This is a genomic window from Protofrankia sp. Cr2, assembly GCF_963555885.1.
GTDB lineage: Bacteria > Actinomycetota > Actinomycetes > Frankiales > Frankiaceae > Protofrankia.
Map to the genome: position 1 here is coordinate 5,414 of NZ_CAUVXG010000010.1, position 14,744 is coordinate 20,157.

Here is a 14,744-nt window from a genome sequence, read left to right on the forward strand (position 1 = left end):
CTCGGTCCGGGCCATGACTCAGCCCACCCCGCCGCTGCGGGCGCCACCGCCAGCACCACCAAAACCGCCACCGCCACCACCGCCGGCACCGAATCCGCCACCGGTGCCGCCGGTCGGAGTCCCCGCTCCGCCGCGCACCCGTCCCGTCGGAGCCGAGTCCGGTACCACCACCATGTCCCCGGCTGCCAACCCGTCGGTGATCTGCGTGACTCCGCCTGAGCTCACGCCTACTGTGACCGCCCGGAGCGTTTGCTTGCTCCCGGTCAGCTCATACACCTGTGCTTGGGATCCGGTGTAGTGCAGCGCTGCGGTGGGTATCGTCAGGACGTCGGTCAGCTGGCGGACGATGATCTGCACTTGGGCGCTCGCTCCGAGGTGCAACCCGGCAGGGGTGCCGGTGACGTCAATGGTGACTGGATAGGTCGCCACCCCAGAGCTCTGGGTCGGTAACAGTCCGACCGTGGCCACCGTCCCGAATACCGTGGTGGTGGCGCCATTCGGCGTGATGACCGACTGGTTGCCGCTCTTGATCTGGCCGATCTGGGTATCGTCGACAGTTGTTGTGATCTTATAACCATCGGAACCGACCACCACCACCTGAGCGGACGACGCAGACGTCGATGTGGCCGACGCGGACCCCGACGTCGACCCGCCGCTTCCGCCGCTTCCGCCGCTTCCGCCGCCGGACGCGGTAGTGCCACCGCCGGAGACCTGTTGGCCGACCGTCAGATTGACGGCCGCGACGGTGCCGGCAATCGGCGATGTCAGGGTCGCCTGCGCCAGCGACCGTTGCGCCGCGCCCAGCCCGTCCTGTGCCGCCGTGATGGTCTGGTTGTCCGCGTTCAGCTGGGCGTCGGACGCTCCGGCGGTCTGGTCCGCGGACAGACGGGACTGGCTGGTGGCCACGCTGGCCTGCGCCTGCGCGACCGAGGCCGCCAGGGCCGCCGAGTCGACGGTGGCAAGCGCCTGCCCCGCCGTGACCTGCTGACCCACCGTGACCGAAACCGCAGTGACCTTGCCTGATACACCAAAGGTCAGGTCTGCCTCGTGGGCGGCCTGGATGACCCCGGTAGCCGAAACCGCCTGCCGGATCGTCCCGAGACTTGCCGCCACCTGCCGTGGGGTGCTGCCGGTGGCCGACGGCGAGACTGCCAGGCCGACGGCAATCGAACCAGCCACGATGACAACGGCGGCCACCGCCCCGAGGGCGAGCATCTTCCGTCCGATCCGCAGGCGCGCGCGCCGTACGTGCATCCGCTCCTCCGAAAGCCCCGGCGGGTAAGGCAACCCGCCTACGCGTGTCGGGATGGGCACGCCTTCGCGCCGATCTCGATCACTGTCCCTCAGCCTCGCGGAGGAGTCTTGGTATTTGCTGAGAAAATCCGGTGGAACTCCTGACCGGCGGCTTTCCGCCGTCCATCGTGTGCGAATCCGCATACGCCGTTGGTAGTCAGTTTGGTCTGCGTTTCCCTTGGTAGGGATTTCGGCACGGGTGTCACGCCCGACAGCCCTACCTGGGAGCACCCCGCAAGCGCCCGAACCCCGCCGGGATCACGTTACTGCGCTCGCACCTCACGCGGTGCCACCGCACGATTCACTGTCACGATCGGCTTGTCCGACCTGCTCGGCCACTGTGAGCCGTTCGCGGCGCCGTCGGGCGTCTCCCTGTGCCTTTCCCCACTACGCGCGTACGCGGAGCCGCGCCCACAGAAGTCGCGAGCACAGGCGGAGTCTGGCTGTCGGGTACGTCACCGTACGGTGTGTCACCATACGATGCATCGCTGTACGGTGCATCACCATACGATGCATCACCGTCGGGTCCGTCGCCAGGCCCGAACGTCCCCGGCGGGTACACCGGCTCTTGAAACAGCGGCAGACCCGGTCCCGCTGGACGCTGCCACGTCCTGGACTCGACAGCAGGCTGTGGTGACGAAAAAAGCGACCGTGATGCCATAGGCGTACTCCATCTCATCCGAATCTCGTGCCGGTCAGAAGCGGAACGGTTTTTAGAACGCCCGGCAGGTGATGGACGACGTCAAAGGTCGAGTAACACCCGCTGGCCTCATATGCCAGCACCCGGCGTACAGGCACCAGTCGCGCCGCCATCTCCGCAGCGGGAACGCCACGAACAACCTGCCAGCAGGACAGAGACTTCTGGTTTCCTATCCGTACCGCCCGGCGCGGGCTTGTGCCCGTCACCTTCGACGACGACCCTGCACTCGCGCCGCTCCGCGCTAGCGTGACTCCTACCCTAGCCCAACTTCGACCCAATGTAAGCTTGTACGGGTAAGCTCGTACGGGCGCAACCCTGCGTCACCGCCGAGTACGCTACGAACCCTACCAGACCCGGCGCGGCGACGTACCTTTTTCCGACGGCGATCGGGTGCGACGCCCACGCCGAGCGGGTCCGACATCGCGCGGACGGGACGGTAAATGTGCTACATGTGGACGTACTTGACATACGGAGCGATCAAGCCTTACCTTTTCTCGGACGGAGAGGGTACAGATCAACATCACCACAATAGCTCCGAGAAGCCGACGACCACCCGACGAAGCAGGCTGCCGCCCAGCACTACTGCCGCCCGCCGGACAGCTCCTTTGCCGGGAACAGATCATCCCTGGCCGTCGCCGTCCGCGTGTGTAGCTTGTGTGGCCACCAGAAGTGCCATCCTCGCAGTGCGGCCAGCGTGGGCACGATTCTGGTGGCAAGGACGTTCGCGGCCAGCAGCACGCCCAGGGCGACGGCCAAACCGATTTCCTCCAGTAGCTGGATTCCGGTCAGGAGCAACGAGGCGAATGTGCCGGCCAGGACGAGTGCGGCGGCCGACACAGCGGGCGCCCCGTGCTCGATGGCGAGTCGGGCGGCACTCCTGGGTTTTTCACCTGCATTGAATTCCTCCCGCAGACGCGACGCAATCAATATATTGTAATCGGTTCCGATCGCCATCACGAACAGGTAGACGATGATCGGTATCGTGAAGTCGAGCCCGGTGAAACCGAACCCGTCCAGGAAGACGAGCACAATGGCCCCGAGCGACCCCCACGATGAGGCCGGGTGCCAGCGTTCGGAGCGACTCCAGGCTGGCGACCAGTAGTGCGGCGAACGCGGCCATCACGGTGGCCGCCGCCGACGTGATGACCTCACCGACCCGGACCACCGAATAGCGGAGGCTGGCCAGCACGCCGTCACCCTTGGAAACACGCTCCCGATGACGGAACAGGAGGAAAACGATGTAGTCCGTACCGACGCCGAACATCACAACCAGCAACAAGGGTGCGAGCTCGGGCCCCACCACGAAGCCCAGCCAATCCGCCAGGTCCGCGGTGACAGCCTCCGCCAGCTGATGGACGACACCGATGATCACTATGGGTAGGACCGCGATAATCGGGCTACGGAACACGAATCCGAGCAGTAGAAGAATCAGGACAACGGTTGCGACGGTGATGATTTTCTCGGCATTCCGAAAAGCATTCGTGCTGTCGACGCTGATCGCCGCATTGCCGGTGAGGCCACCCTGCAGCCCCGACCCGGCGAAGAAGGCCGTTGTACGATCCCGCACGTCGGGGACGGCCACGTTCGGGCCCTGGTCGCCGGGCTGGCCGGCAAAGACGACCTGGAGGAGTTGGGCCTTCCCGTCCCCGGAGAGATAGGACGCCGAGGTCGCGACCGAGGTAACCGCTGGGATCTGAGCCCCACTGAGGGACGCGGCAAGGGCCGAGATCTTCTGCTGGTCGGACGCGGTGAGCACGCCGCCGTCGGTGCGATTCACCACGATGAGTCCGCTTGCGCCGGCCACCGCGGGAAAATTCTCCTGAGCCACCTTCTCGGCCTGGACGGACTGGTAGGAGCCGGGCAGAAACGACGAGTTGTTGTTCGATGTGAACCTGGTCAGATCCGGCGACGGAATTATGACGAAGGCGGCAACCGCGACCCACGCCACGATAATACGCCACGGATGTGCGACGACGGCCCCGCCGAGTCTGTCGAACACCATTCCTCCAGACGTTGGGCGCGACGACATGCCGTTCGGATTCTCGATATCCGCCGCTGGCACCGGGCAAAACAGCACCGCGGGCGCGGAAACTGCTCGAATGCATCGTGTTCTGCCACACGAGGCGCGTATCCACATCACCCGACAGCGCGCTGCCGCGTCGCCCTCACCCTGACACAACGACGAGCTCGCCGCCATCGAGGAAAATTGATCAGTCCTGATGGATGTTCGCAGCAGCGGACCGGATCGAGGGTGCTCCGGTGGATCTCACCGCGGTCGCCCCGGCCCCCACGCGTGACGACAGCGGGAGCAGCAACATGCCCGGAATGCCTGAGACGCCCAGGACATCAGCCGTGGGACGCATGTCACATTCCGGACAGGCTCGTGACCGCGCACTATGCAGATAGTGATTCTGTTACCACAGGGACGGCGGACACCGCTGGAGGGTGAGGAATCTGTGGACATCGGGGGACGCAGTGGCGCCGGGGTTGCCCTGCTTTCGAAGGGAACGGGCCTCACCCACATCACGGTCGGCCTGGGTTGGGACCCCGATCTCACCGGCTCGACCGAGTTCGATCTGGACGCCAGCGCGATCGCACTGACCGCGGATGGCCGGGCACCATCACGGGATTTCTTCGTGTACTTCAACAACCTGTCAAGCCCACTGAGTGAGATCGTCCACCGGGGTGACAACCTGACCGGTGAGGCAGACGGCGACGAATCCGGCGAAAACGCCGACGACGAGCAGATCGACATCCATCTCGACCGGCTGTCCCGCAGCATCACCCGGATCGTCTTCCCAGTGAGCATCTACCATGCCGAAGACCGGCAGCAGAGCTTCGGCGATGTCCGCAACGCCTACATCCGGGTCCTCGACACGGACAGTGGCACCCAGGTCGCCCGCTATGACCTGACGACCCAAGCGGCCACCGAGACCGCAATGCTGTTCGGGGAAGTCGTTCGTGAAGGCACCGGCTGGACGTTCCGCGCACTCGGCGAGGGCCGGGTCACCGGCCTGACGGGCATCGCACGCGAATACGGCCTCGACGTCTGACCAGCTGGCCCGCAGCGGCGGGTATGACGCTGATCGGTCACGGTAGGCCGGTCGGGACGGCGGCCGCGGCGCCGCAGACAGATGGTCGACACACCGCGTGCGCGACGCATCGACCGATATCCATCAGACACGCCCTAACCCGGTGGTAACGTGTCGGGCTGGTCGTCGGTGACACGATTGTGCCGGCGGCGGTACAGGTGCACGGCGAGCAAGCCGCTGGCAAACACAGCGAGCAAGCCGGTGGAGGCCCATCCGGCCGCCTTCTCGACACTGGCATAAGACGCGCCTGCGACGTAGCCCAACAGGGTGAAGCCAGCTCCCCACACAATACCGCCGGCCGCGTTGAAGACGAAGAAACGGCGGTAGGGCAGCTGGGAAACACCGGCCAGGCCGGGCATGACCGCGCGCAGGAACGCGGTGAAACGGCCGGCGAACACCGCCCGCCCGCCACGGGTCCGAAGGTAGGCGCGGGCACGGTCTATCGCCGGGCGGCGGTGCCGTAGGAATGGCAGGGCCAGGATCCGTTCGCCGAAGTGCCTGCCGACCTCGTAGCCGACCGAGTCACCGAGGATGGCCGCGACGATCACAACCGCGACCATGCCGCCGAGGTTGACCACATGCTGGCTCGCCAGCACCCCACCGAGTACCACCGCAGTCTCACCGGGCAGCACGAATCCGACGAAGAGCGCGGCCTCGGCGAAAGCGAGGGCACCGACGATAGCGTAGACGGCCGGTGCGGGTAGGACCAGCAGGTGGTGGAGCAGAGTCGTACCCGGCGTCGCGGTGAGCGTTACGGCGGCGGCGATCGGGGCCATACTCATGGGGGCCGTGATTGTCGGGGCCATAGTCATCAAGAGTATGGCCATCAATGGTGTGGTCATCAATGACGTGGTCATCGAGGCCAGACATACAGAGCAAGATCGAACATCCGGTCGATCTCGCGACCGGCTTCAACAGCGCACACCGCGGCGATCAGCCCGAGGACAGCTGGGCCCACGGCAGGTAACCACCGCGACGGTGGAGGTGGACCAAGCAGCGCGGCAACCCGACGGGTCACCGTATGCTCCTGAAACGCCGACATTGCGGGACCGGTTGCGCCCGACGACGGTCCCGTGCCCGATCGTGCTGTGCCTGCCCGTGCCGTGCCCGTACCGCTGGCATTCGTAGCCAGAGCGGCACGCGCAAGCGCCGCCGCCGCAAGACCACGATCAGCAACCGCAGTCGCGGCATCCTCATCCGCCCACCGCTCCAGGACATAGTCACAATCAGCAACCATCGGCCACAGGAGGGGGTTCAAACCGGCGGCAAGACGAACCAGCAGCCGGTAACCCAGGTGAGCATGCCGAAGATGTGACTGCTCATGCGCGAACAGGACCCGCCGCTCAGCCGCGGACAACGCACGCAACAACGACGAAGTCACCAACACCCGGCCCGGTCGCCCCGGCAGAGCGAGTGCCGCCGGCGCCGGATCATCGACAACAACAAGACCTCCAGCGGCAACCACGGGGGCACGGCGTGCGGTACGCAGCAGCCAGCTCACATCCCGGCCGCAGCGCAGCGCGGAAACCGCCGTCGTGGCCGCTACGACACAGACCAAGACGACAGCGACGCCGGCGGTGACCGGCGGCACCGGATCATGAGCGGCCAGAACCGGACCGGACCAATGTCCAAAGCGCCGGACCACCCCCAACTGACCGATCAACGTCCAGGCCAACAAAGCGAGATCCCACGCCCATCCACAACCGGCGGTGACCGCCGCCACGGCGAGGACAGCTGCCGCCCGTCCCGGTGGCAGCCGCCGTCCCGCCGCCGGAGCGACCACCGTGAGCAGGACGGACGCGGCCAACGCCAGGTAGACACTTATCCGCATCGGCTAATCCCCGCCGTTCGCACCGGTGGACCGGACCGGGCATGGTCGACCATGCCCGGTCGACCATGCAACCCCCACCATCGGACCTTCCCATCGCGGACTCCAGCCACGAACAGTGGCCCTGCCCGGCATTCGCCGTCGCGCAGCATGTCGCGACCGCCGCCGCGTTGCTCATCAAATCTTCCGGTCCGACCGGGCCCGCAGCGTCCGTGCCCTGGCAGCCAGCCTACGCACCCACCCCCTGACCGACCTATGTGCGTTCCGCGGGGCAGTCGTAGGTGGAACCGGTCACCAGAACGACAAAACCGACCTACTCCTCATCCCCTCCTCCTGGGCATCTGGACACCGTCGACGCTGGTCGAGACGTTGCTCGCGCTCACCATCTCAAGAACGCGAGCTGGCCGCAAAAAGCGCCGGGCCGTGCAACGCCACCGATTACAAGAATAGCGTCGTCAGGTCTCCGCAGGGAGCCGCGATCAGGACAACGAGGTTCTTTACTGTAAATCCATGGCAGCCTGCACCGACCGGTTCCAGACATTGGCGAACCGACGACGCCTACATTCCCCATCGGCCATTTCCGCGGCATCCTGGATCGGAATCGCTCCCCAGCCGGAGCCGCCGGAAAATCATCACATCCCCGCCGAACGGGACATGGCCGCCCGCCCCGCGGGGAGTGCCCCTGGGCCGACCATCCTCGTCCGGACCCCATTCGACGAGACCTCCGACACATGGATGACCTTGACGGACGATCCGGGTTTGTCCTCTTCGGTGGTCACCGAGGGTCGGCGGTCGACGGCGAATCGGTGAGTTTTGGCGGCCGCGGCAACGTCACCGCGGATGGGTACCCCATTGCTTTTGTGTACGCCGAGGGCTATACATGCGTTAGCACTCATCAATTTCGAGTGCCAGCCCCTGGCACGATGGGGCCCGAACTGCGGCCTGGAACGTCGTTTTTGTTACTTTCTTTCTGGACGTTCTCGTCGCTTCGGTGGGCAGACTGCTGATCCCGGTGGGTTCGACACTTGTGTGCCCGCCGGCGCTCTGCCGGCGCCGATCGGAAGGTGGGCACCGTTGTGGCCCTGCGTTACGGCTTCCTTAGTACTTATCCGCCGACCCAGTGCGGGCTCGCCACATTCACGGCGGCTCTTCACAAACAGCTGACCGGCCCGGTGGCCGGGGGGTCCAGCGGGGTGGTTCGTCTGCTCGATCGTCCCGGCACGGCCGTCTCGCCGCAGACCGCTCCAATCGCGGTGGTCGGGGAGCTGGTGGCCGGGACGCGGGACGGTCCGGCACGTGCCGCGCGCCTGCTGAACCGTTTCGATGTCGTGGTGGTGCAGCACGAGTACGGCGTCTACGGCGGCCGGGACGGCGACGAGGTGCTCGCGGTGCTCCACGACCTCAACGTCCCGGTGATCGTCGTCCTGCACACGGTGCTCGTGCACCCGACCCGGCACCAGCGCCACGTCCTGGAGGCGGTCGCCGCGGCGGCTGCCGCGGTGGTCGTGATGACCGAGACGGCGCGGGTCCGGCTCGTCGCCGGGTACCGGGTCGACCCACGCGCCGTGTCAGTCATCCCGCACGGTGCCGACGACAACCGGGCCGACGACAACCGGACGGCCCTGTCGGTGCGGGCCGGCCGACCTACGGTGCTGACCTGGGGGTTGATCGGGCCGGGCAAAGGCATCGAGTGGGGCATCGCCGCGATGGCCGCACTGACCGATCTCGTCCCGGCCCCGCGTTACCTCGTGGCAGGCGAGACTCATCCCAAGGTGCTCGCACGGGAGGGAACGGCGTATCGCGACAGTTTGGCCGCGCAGGCACGCCAGCTGGGGGTGACCGGCTCGGTCGTGTTCGATGCCCGCTACCTCGACGCGGCGTCGCTGGCTGAGATGGTGCGCGGAGCCGACGTCATACTGCTGCCCTACGACTCCCGCGACCAGGTGACCTCCGGCGTCCTCATCGAAGCGGTCGCGGCGCACAAACCGATCGTCGCCACCCGTTTCCCGCACGCGGTCGAGCTCCTCGGTGACGGCGTCGGCCTGCTGGTACCGCACCGCGACCCGGCGGCGATTGCGACGGCGGTACGCAGCGTCATCGGCGACAACGGCATTGCCAGGGGGCTGGTCCGCGCCGCAGCCGCGCGCGCGCCCGAGCTGTTGTGGCCCACGGTCGCCGACCGCTACCGGCAGTTGGCCGCCGGGCTGATCGCCCGGACGGGAAGCGGCATGACCGACAGGCCCGCGGCAGCGGTGACGGCGACCCTGTGACCGCTGTCGTTTCGTTCGCCCATCTGTTCCGGCTCAGCGACGACATCGGCCTGTTCGAGCACGCCTTGGGGGCGGTCCCGCGCCGGGAGCACGGGTACTGCGTCGACGACGTCGCCCGCGGGCTCGTCGTCCTCGCCCGCGAGCCGGATCCGCCGCTTGAGCAGGTCCGCCTCCTCAACCGCTACCTCGCCTTCGTGACCGCGGCGCAGGCTGTGGACGGTACCGTGCGCAACCGCCGTGACACCGACGGGCGGTGGCGTGACCAGCCCGGTCTCGGCGACTGGTGGGGCCGGGCCCTGTGGGGGCTTGGCACCACGGCGGCGCGGGCACCCACCCTGAACCTGCGGGTCACGGCACTCGCCCGGTTCCGGGCCAGCGCGCAGCGCCGGTCCCCCTGGCCGCGGGCGATGACGTTCGCTGCGCTGGGTGCCGGGGAGGTGCTCCTGGCATACCCCGACGACGAGCCCGCCCGGGCGCTGCTCGCCGCGGCCGTCACCGTGATCGGTCCGCCGAGTACCGACCCGGCGTGGCCCTGGCCGGAGCCGTCCCTGCGGTACGCCAACGCGGCCGTGCCCGAAGCGCTCATCCTCGCCGGTGTCTGCCTGCCGGACGAGGCGGCACTCGCCAACGGTCTTCGGCTGCTGGCATGGCTGCTCGATCTGGAGACCTCCGCCGGGCGGCTGTCGCCGACCCCCGTGGGCGGCCGTCGAGCCGGGGATGGTGGCCGGCCCGGCTTCGACCAGCAGCCCATCGAGGCGGCGGCCCTCGCCGACGCCTGCGCCCGGGCCTATGACCTGACCGACCAGTCCTGGTGGCTGACCGGTCTGAGCCGGGCTCAGGCGTGGTTCCTCGGCGACAACGACAGCGTCACGCCGCTGGTCGACACCACCACCGGTGGCTGCTGCGACGGTCTCGAGGCCGACGGCCGTAACACCAATCAGGGAGCGGAGTCCACCCTCGCCCTGCTCTCGACGGCCCAGCACGCCCGCCGCCTGCTGGCGGCGCCGTGAGCGTCGGGGGGCGGGAGCGCAGTGAGCATCCGAGGGGCCGGGATGACCGCGAAGCAACCGACCGACGGAACGAACCGACACCGAGCGTAGAGGCCAGCCTGGTTACGCGGCATCCACTCAGGGGACTGTCCGTGGACCCGAGCCGGGTGATCGCGAAGCTGTTCCTCCCTGGCGAGGAGGAAGGCGAGGTGCAGTCCCGAGCCGCCGGAATCGTGGACCGCGTGCTCGCCGTGGCCGAGGACGAGGTGGCAGGTCTCGTCGCCCACCTGCTGGCGCTCTTCGGCCCCCGCCACCACGACTACCAGGGCATCCTGGCGCGGCACGCCGCGGTGGTGGCGTCGCGGGTGCGGGCACCCGCGGAGCTGTCGACGGCACGGATGCTGCTGCTCGGTGCGTGCTTCACCGCCGAGTACGCGGTGGAAGGTGCCGCTGTCACCAACCCCTCTGCCGTGCCGCATCCCGACCAGTCCGGACTCCCGCCGGGAGCGCTGCGGGTGGTGCTGAGTCTGCGTGCCATCGGCGAGGGTCACCTGTCTTCGATCGGCTTCGCCGTCGGCGTGGTCGGTCCGGGCCCGACGGTACGCCTGGAACCGCGCACCGGTCCGCTCACCACCGGGCTGGCCGTGCCGGCAGACTGGGAGCCCGGGCGGCTGCGCACGGTGCTCGCCGCAGACGGGCTCGACGACGAGGTCACGCGGGCGGTCCTCGACAGGCTCGACACTGCGGCCGCCGGGGACGACCTCGAACGGGCCTTCGCCCGGGTGCCCGCTGACCTGCTCCGCCGGCCGCAGGCACCGGGGATCCTGGCCGGGATCCGCTCGATCGCCGCGTCGCTGCGGCGGGTCGAGTTTCCCCCGGCCACCGCCCTGGCGCAGCGCGTGTTGTGGCCGGCCGTCGCCGCCGAGACCAACGGCATGGAGGACGCGCGGTTCGTCCGCTTCGCCGCGCCGGACGGGACCCTCGACTACCGGGCGACCTACACCGCCTACGACGGCCGGCAGATCACCCCCCGGCTGCTGACCAGCCCTGACCTGCGGGTCTTCACCGCATCGCCGCTCACGGGCCCGGCCGCCCAGAACAAGGGCATGGCACTGTTCCCCCGGCCCGTCGGCGGCCGGCGTCTCGCCCTGTGCCGCTCCGACGGCGAGACCACCAGCGTTGCGACCTCCGACGACGGGCAGGCGTGGGAACTGGGGCGCCCGGTCCACTCGCCCGGGGCCTCCTTCGAGCTGCTCCAGGTCGGCAACTGCGGGTCACCCATCGAGACACCGTCAGGCTGGCTCACGCTCACCCACGGCGTCGGACCGATGCGCACGTACACGATCGGGGCGATCCTGCTCGATCTCGACGACCCGACCACCGTGCTGGCGACGCTACCCGAGCCGCTGCTCACCCCGACCCGATCCGATAGCGACGGCTACGTCCCCAACGTCGTCTACTCCTGCGGCGGCCTGATCCATGACGGCCGCCTCTGGCTGCCCTACGGAATCAGCGACAGCCGCGTCGGCGTGGCCAGCGTTCCGGTCGAGCCGCTTCTCGCCCGCATGACCCGTCCAGGCGAGCGGGCGGCGTGAGCCACCGACGCAACCCACGTCACCCCGCGTCAGCCAGCATCAGCCCGCATCACCCTGCGTCAGCCGAGCAGCCGCCGGTAGACGGTGAGGTAGTCAGCGACCATGCGTGCCGCGGAGAACCGTCGCTGCACTGTGGCACGGCAGGCACCGCGGTCCAGCCCGGCGGCTCGCTCCACCGCGGCCGCGGCCGCCGCCGGCCCGTCTACTAGGTAGCCGGTAACGCCCTGGTCGACCACCTCCGGCATAGCCCCCCGCGGATAGGTCACAACGGGTGTCCCACAGGCCATCGCCTCGACCACGGCCAGCCCGAACGGCTCGTCGAACGCGACCGGATGCAACAGGGCCGCCGCCGAACCGAGCACCTCCGCGCGCTGACGCGGCCCCACCGAGCCGAGGTAACGGACCCGGTCCCCGTCGACATGCGGCTGGACCCGCTCGGCGAAGTAGCGCTCGTCCTGGACGATCCCGCAGATCACCAGCCGCCGGCCGGCACGGCGGGCGATGTCGATGGCCACCGCGGTGCCCTTGTCCGGATGGATCCGGCCGAGCACGACCAGGTCCTCCCCGCCGACGGCCGAGAACGGCAGCGCCGCCATGTCGATACCGTGATGGACCGTGGCGACATAGTCCAGCTCCGGACGGCGGTCGGCGTCGGAGATGGACACGTACGCCGACCCCGCCCGCGCGTACGCCGGGACGATACGCGAGTCCGAAAAGCCGTGGACGGTCGTCACCATCGGCGCCCGGACGTGCGCCGCGAACGCCAGCGGTAGCCAGTCGAGATGGTTGTGCACCACGTCGAACTCACCCGAACGGCTCAGGGCGTGCGCAACGTGCAGCGCCTCCCACACCCGACCATCGAGGGCCGGATCCTCCGCGTACCCGTGCGGGCACACGCCGTCAAGCGCGCCGGCTGTCTGCGAGTCCAGCGTCGCGAAGAGGGTGACATCGACCCCGCACTCAACCAAACCCTCCGCGATCAGGCTGGTGATCTGCTCCCACGGGCCGTAATGCCGCGGCGGGGTACGCCACGCCACCGGCGCCAACAGTGCCACCTTCACACGGACAAACCCTACTCGATCCGCCTACTCGGGAAGTTCGGTGAGCCCATATGCGCGCAGCGCAACCCGCGTAGCCGCCGCCACGTCTCGTCGGTCGAACGCATCAGCCAGGGCGACACAATCTACCTTACTGATTTCCAGTGGATCCGGTACGCGAATCCTGCGAAGGTACTGCGCCTGAAACCGCAGGGTGCCACCGCGCATCTTCACGGCGTAGGCCGTCACGAAAGCCTCGGCCACCTTGGACAGCAACAGACCCCCGAGTACTCGCAGCTCCCATCCGTCTGAAACGATGTAGTACAGGTTATGATGAGGGTACAAACCACCCTGATCCAAAACTGGATGGATGGTCGACTTCATATCCGGAAGAAGTAGTTTTTGCTTCGCGATAAGCTGATGGTCGACTTTGTCGATGGTTCTGTACCAGCGGGCAGGTTGCCTCCTGGCGACGTAACGGTTACGCAAAACGCCACCGTGGCGCTCGAAGTATGCGGCAAGGCGGGGAAAATCAGCGAGGTTGACGAGTCCTCCCTGCGGATCCCACGGATTCACCAGGTAGGAGCCGTTCCAACGAAGCACACCACCGGCGGTATCTCGGACCATGGCGAGCGGGAGTAGGCGACTCTCCTCCATCTCGACGCGATCAATATTGTTGGTGATGAAAACATCGTCGGCGCCGGTAGCAATACCGATACCCACCCGGGTACGGGTCGACTCGTCCTCCAAGGGTCGGAATCGATCACTGAGGTCTTCTAGCATGGCCAGTCGCGCGGGCGAGCCCACGGGCCATGAATCCCCGCCGGGGAACCAGCGGGGCAACCGAGCTGCATGGTAGGACGGCGTGCTGATTCCTGGCTGATCCGCCCTCTTGACCCAGCGGCGAAGTTCTTCAGACTGAAGAGGCCCGAAGGATTGAGTGGTGTCGGCGGCGATGGCCGAACCCTGACGGGCGTTCCTGATGATGGTTATGGCCGGGTAGGCTGACACCTGCTCGTGAAAAGCGTCCACATCGTGCATCGTCAGTACGATATCCATGCTGTATTGGCGGTTCACCATCTCGCGAAGTCTGCGCCCATACTGGTTTCGCATCCAACGATCGGCACAAATGAACCCGAGCCGACCACCCGGTTTGAGACTCCGCAGGCCGACTTCGTAGAAACCGATGTAGATGTCCGCCCTACCGCCCATGGCGGGGCAGGTTGTCCGGTAGGCGGCCATGCGTTCATCCGGGACGTCTTCAAGTCGAATATAGGGCGGGTTGCCCACGACGAAGTCGACTTTGTGAGCATCGTCTTTCCGTAGGAGGTAGTCTTCCTGCCTGATCCAGCTGGCGGCAACCTTTTCCACAACCGCATGATCCCATCCAGCCGCGAGCAGGTGCTGCATCACACGATCTCGGCTCGACTGGACGTTATGATCAAGAAGATCGTAAGATTCTATCGCATGGACCGCATCCAGCAGGGAGCGGTCATGTGTCCGACAGGACGCGCTCAGACGCTCAGATATCGGCCCGAGGAAGGCTCCTGCACCGCATGCCGGCTCAACTATCGTCGTCGCGGTAAGATCTTTGTCGGGTGTGTAGCCGACCATGTCGAGGATGGTTTCGACGACCCATCGGCGAGTGGAGACCTCGCCATGGCGCAGAGCCTCCTGCATGGACTCCGGCGTGGACCCCGGCAGCGGCAAGGAGCCGGGAACCGACACCTGGCGAGCTACCACACCACGACAGTAGTCGGCGAGCATGCGGGTGGTCTGCCGCCGATAGGGGCGGATTGGCTACAGTTACCCGATCCGGGAGGAGAAGGGCGGTCTGTCCCTTCGGGGTCGTCGGCAGTCGCCAGTGGGAGCGGCAGAGCTGTGCCGGTAGACCGTGACCGTGGGCAGATAAGCACCGAGGCTCCCGCTTCGCCCGGCTT

General features: G+C 67.3%; 10 protein-coding genes and 1 pseudogene. 4 read left to right on the forward strand and 7 right to left on the reverse strand.

The genetic code is table 11. From position 1 onward, the window contains the following. Positions 1–18: 18 nt before the first annotated feature. The 3 genes and pseudogenes from U9978_RS07260 to U9978_RS07270 all read right to left on the reverse strand — a co-directional run. On the reverse strand, positions 19–1,254 hold the full coding sequence (locus tag U9978_RS07260; RefSeq protein WP_322760286.1) for an efflux RND transporter periplasmic adaptor subunit: 1,236 nt from the start codon (positions 1,252–1,254) through the stop codon (positions 19–21). A 1,318-nt stretch (positions 1,255–2,572) separates the two neighbouring features. After that, entirely contained in the window at positions 2,573–3,022 is a 450-nt protein-coding gene (locus tag U9978_RS07265; protein ID WP_322760287.1) for an MMPL family transporter, read from the reverse strand. Positions 3,023–3,092: 70 nt separating this feature from the next. Further along, a pseudogene (locus U9978_RS07270) lies at positions 3,093–4,190 on the reverse strand (MMPL family transporter); the annotation flags it as partial. A gap of 259 nt (positions 4,191–4,449) precedes the next feature. Between U9978_RS07270 and U9978_RS07275 the strand changes: the two are divergent. Then, complete coding sequence (locus tag U9978_RS07275) at positions 4,450–5,046, forward strand: TerD family protein (protein ID WP_322760288.1); 597 nt, start codon at positions 4,450–4,452, stop codon at positions 5,044–5,046. A 134-nt stretch (positions 5,047–5,180) separates the two neighbouring features. Here the strand turns inward: U9978_RS07275 and U9978_RS07280 are convergent, their stop codons facing one another. Together U9978_RS07280 and U9978_RS07285 are read right to left on the reverse strand one after the other, a co-directional pair. Then, positions 5,181–5,867 (reverse strand): DedA family protein, encoded by a 687-nt coding sequence (locus U9978_RS07280; protein WP_322760289.1) that lies wholly within the window; start codon positions 5,865–5,867, stop codon positions 5,181–5,183. A gap of 71 nt (positions 5,868–5,938) precedes the next feature. Beyond that, positions 5,939–6,916: a M48 family metalloprotease gene (locus U9978_RS07285; RefSeq protein WP_322760290.1), complete on the reverse strand. Its 978-nt coding sequence runs from the start codon at positions 6,914–6,916 to the stop codon at positions 5,939–5,941. Between the two features lie 1,073 nt (positions 6,917–7,989). Between U9978_RS07285 and U9978_RS07290 the strand changes: the two genes are divergently transcribed. The 3 genes from U9978_RS07290 (at position 7,990) to U9978_RS07300 (ending at position 11,767) form a co-directional block, all read left to right on the forward strand. After that, entirely contained in the window at positions 7,990–9,183 is a 1,194-nt protein-coding gene (locus U9978_RS07290; RefSeq protein WP_416210884.1) for a glycosyltransferase, read from the forward strand. Continuing rightward, positions 9,180–10,193, forward strand: a complete 1,014-nt coding sequence (locus U9978_RS07295; protein ID WP_322760292.1) for a glycosyltransferase — start codon at positions 9,180–9,182, stop codon at positions 10,191–10,193. The genes U9978_RS07290 and U9978_RS07295 overlap by 4 nt, the downstream gene beginning before the upstream one ends. 146 nt (positions 10,194–10,339) lie before the next feature. After that, entirely contained in the window at positions 10,340–11,767 is a 1,428-nt protein-coding gene (locus U9978_RS07300) for a glycoside hydrolase family 130 protein (protein WP_322760293.1), read from the forward strand. Between the two features lie 59 nt (positions 11,768–11,826). Here U9978_RS07300 and U9978_RS07305 read toward each other — a convergent pair whose 3' ends face one another. Beyond that, the gene (locus tag U9978_RS07305; RefSeq protein ID WP_322760294.1) at positions 11,827–12,828 is read right to left on the reverse strand and encodes a glycosyltransferase family 4 protein; all 1,002 of its coding nucleotides are present in this window, start codon (positions 12,826–12,828) and stop codon (positions 11,827–11,829) included. 24 nt (positions 12,829–12,852) lie between these two features. After that, on the reverse strand, positions 12,853–14,484 hold the full coding sequence (locus U9978_RS07310; RefSeq protein WP_322760295.1) for an Eco57I restriction-modification methylase domain-containing protein: 1,632 nt from the start codon (positions 14,482–14,484) through the stop codon (positions 12,853–12,855). Between the last annotated feature and the right edge of the window lie 260 nt (positions 14,485–14,744).

What these genes read in the sequence shown, in the direction of transcription:
- U9978_RS07260 (WP_322760286.1), bottom strand. Translation starts at nt 1,254, where the DNA reads ATGCACGTACGGCGCGCGCGCCTGCGGATCGGACGGAAGATGCTCGCC.
- U9978_RS07280 (WP_322760289.1), bottom strand. Translation starts at nt 5,867, where the DNA reads ATGAGTATGGCCCCGATCGCCGCCGCCGTAACGCTCACCGCGACGCCG.
- U9978_RS07285 (WP_322760290.1), bottom strand. Translation starts at nt 6,916, where the DNA reads ATGCGGATAAGTGTCTACCTGGCGTTGGCCGCGTCCGTCCTGCTCACG.
- U9978_RS07310 (WP_322760295.1), bottom strand. Translation starts at nt 14,484, where the DNA reads ATGCAGGAGGCTCTGCGCCATGGCGAGGTCTCCACTCGCCGATGGGTC.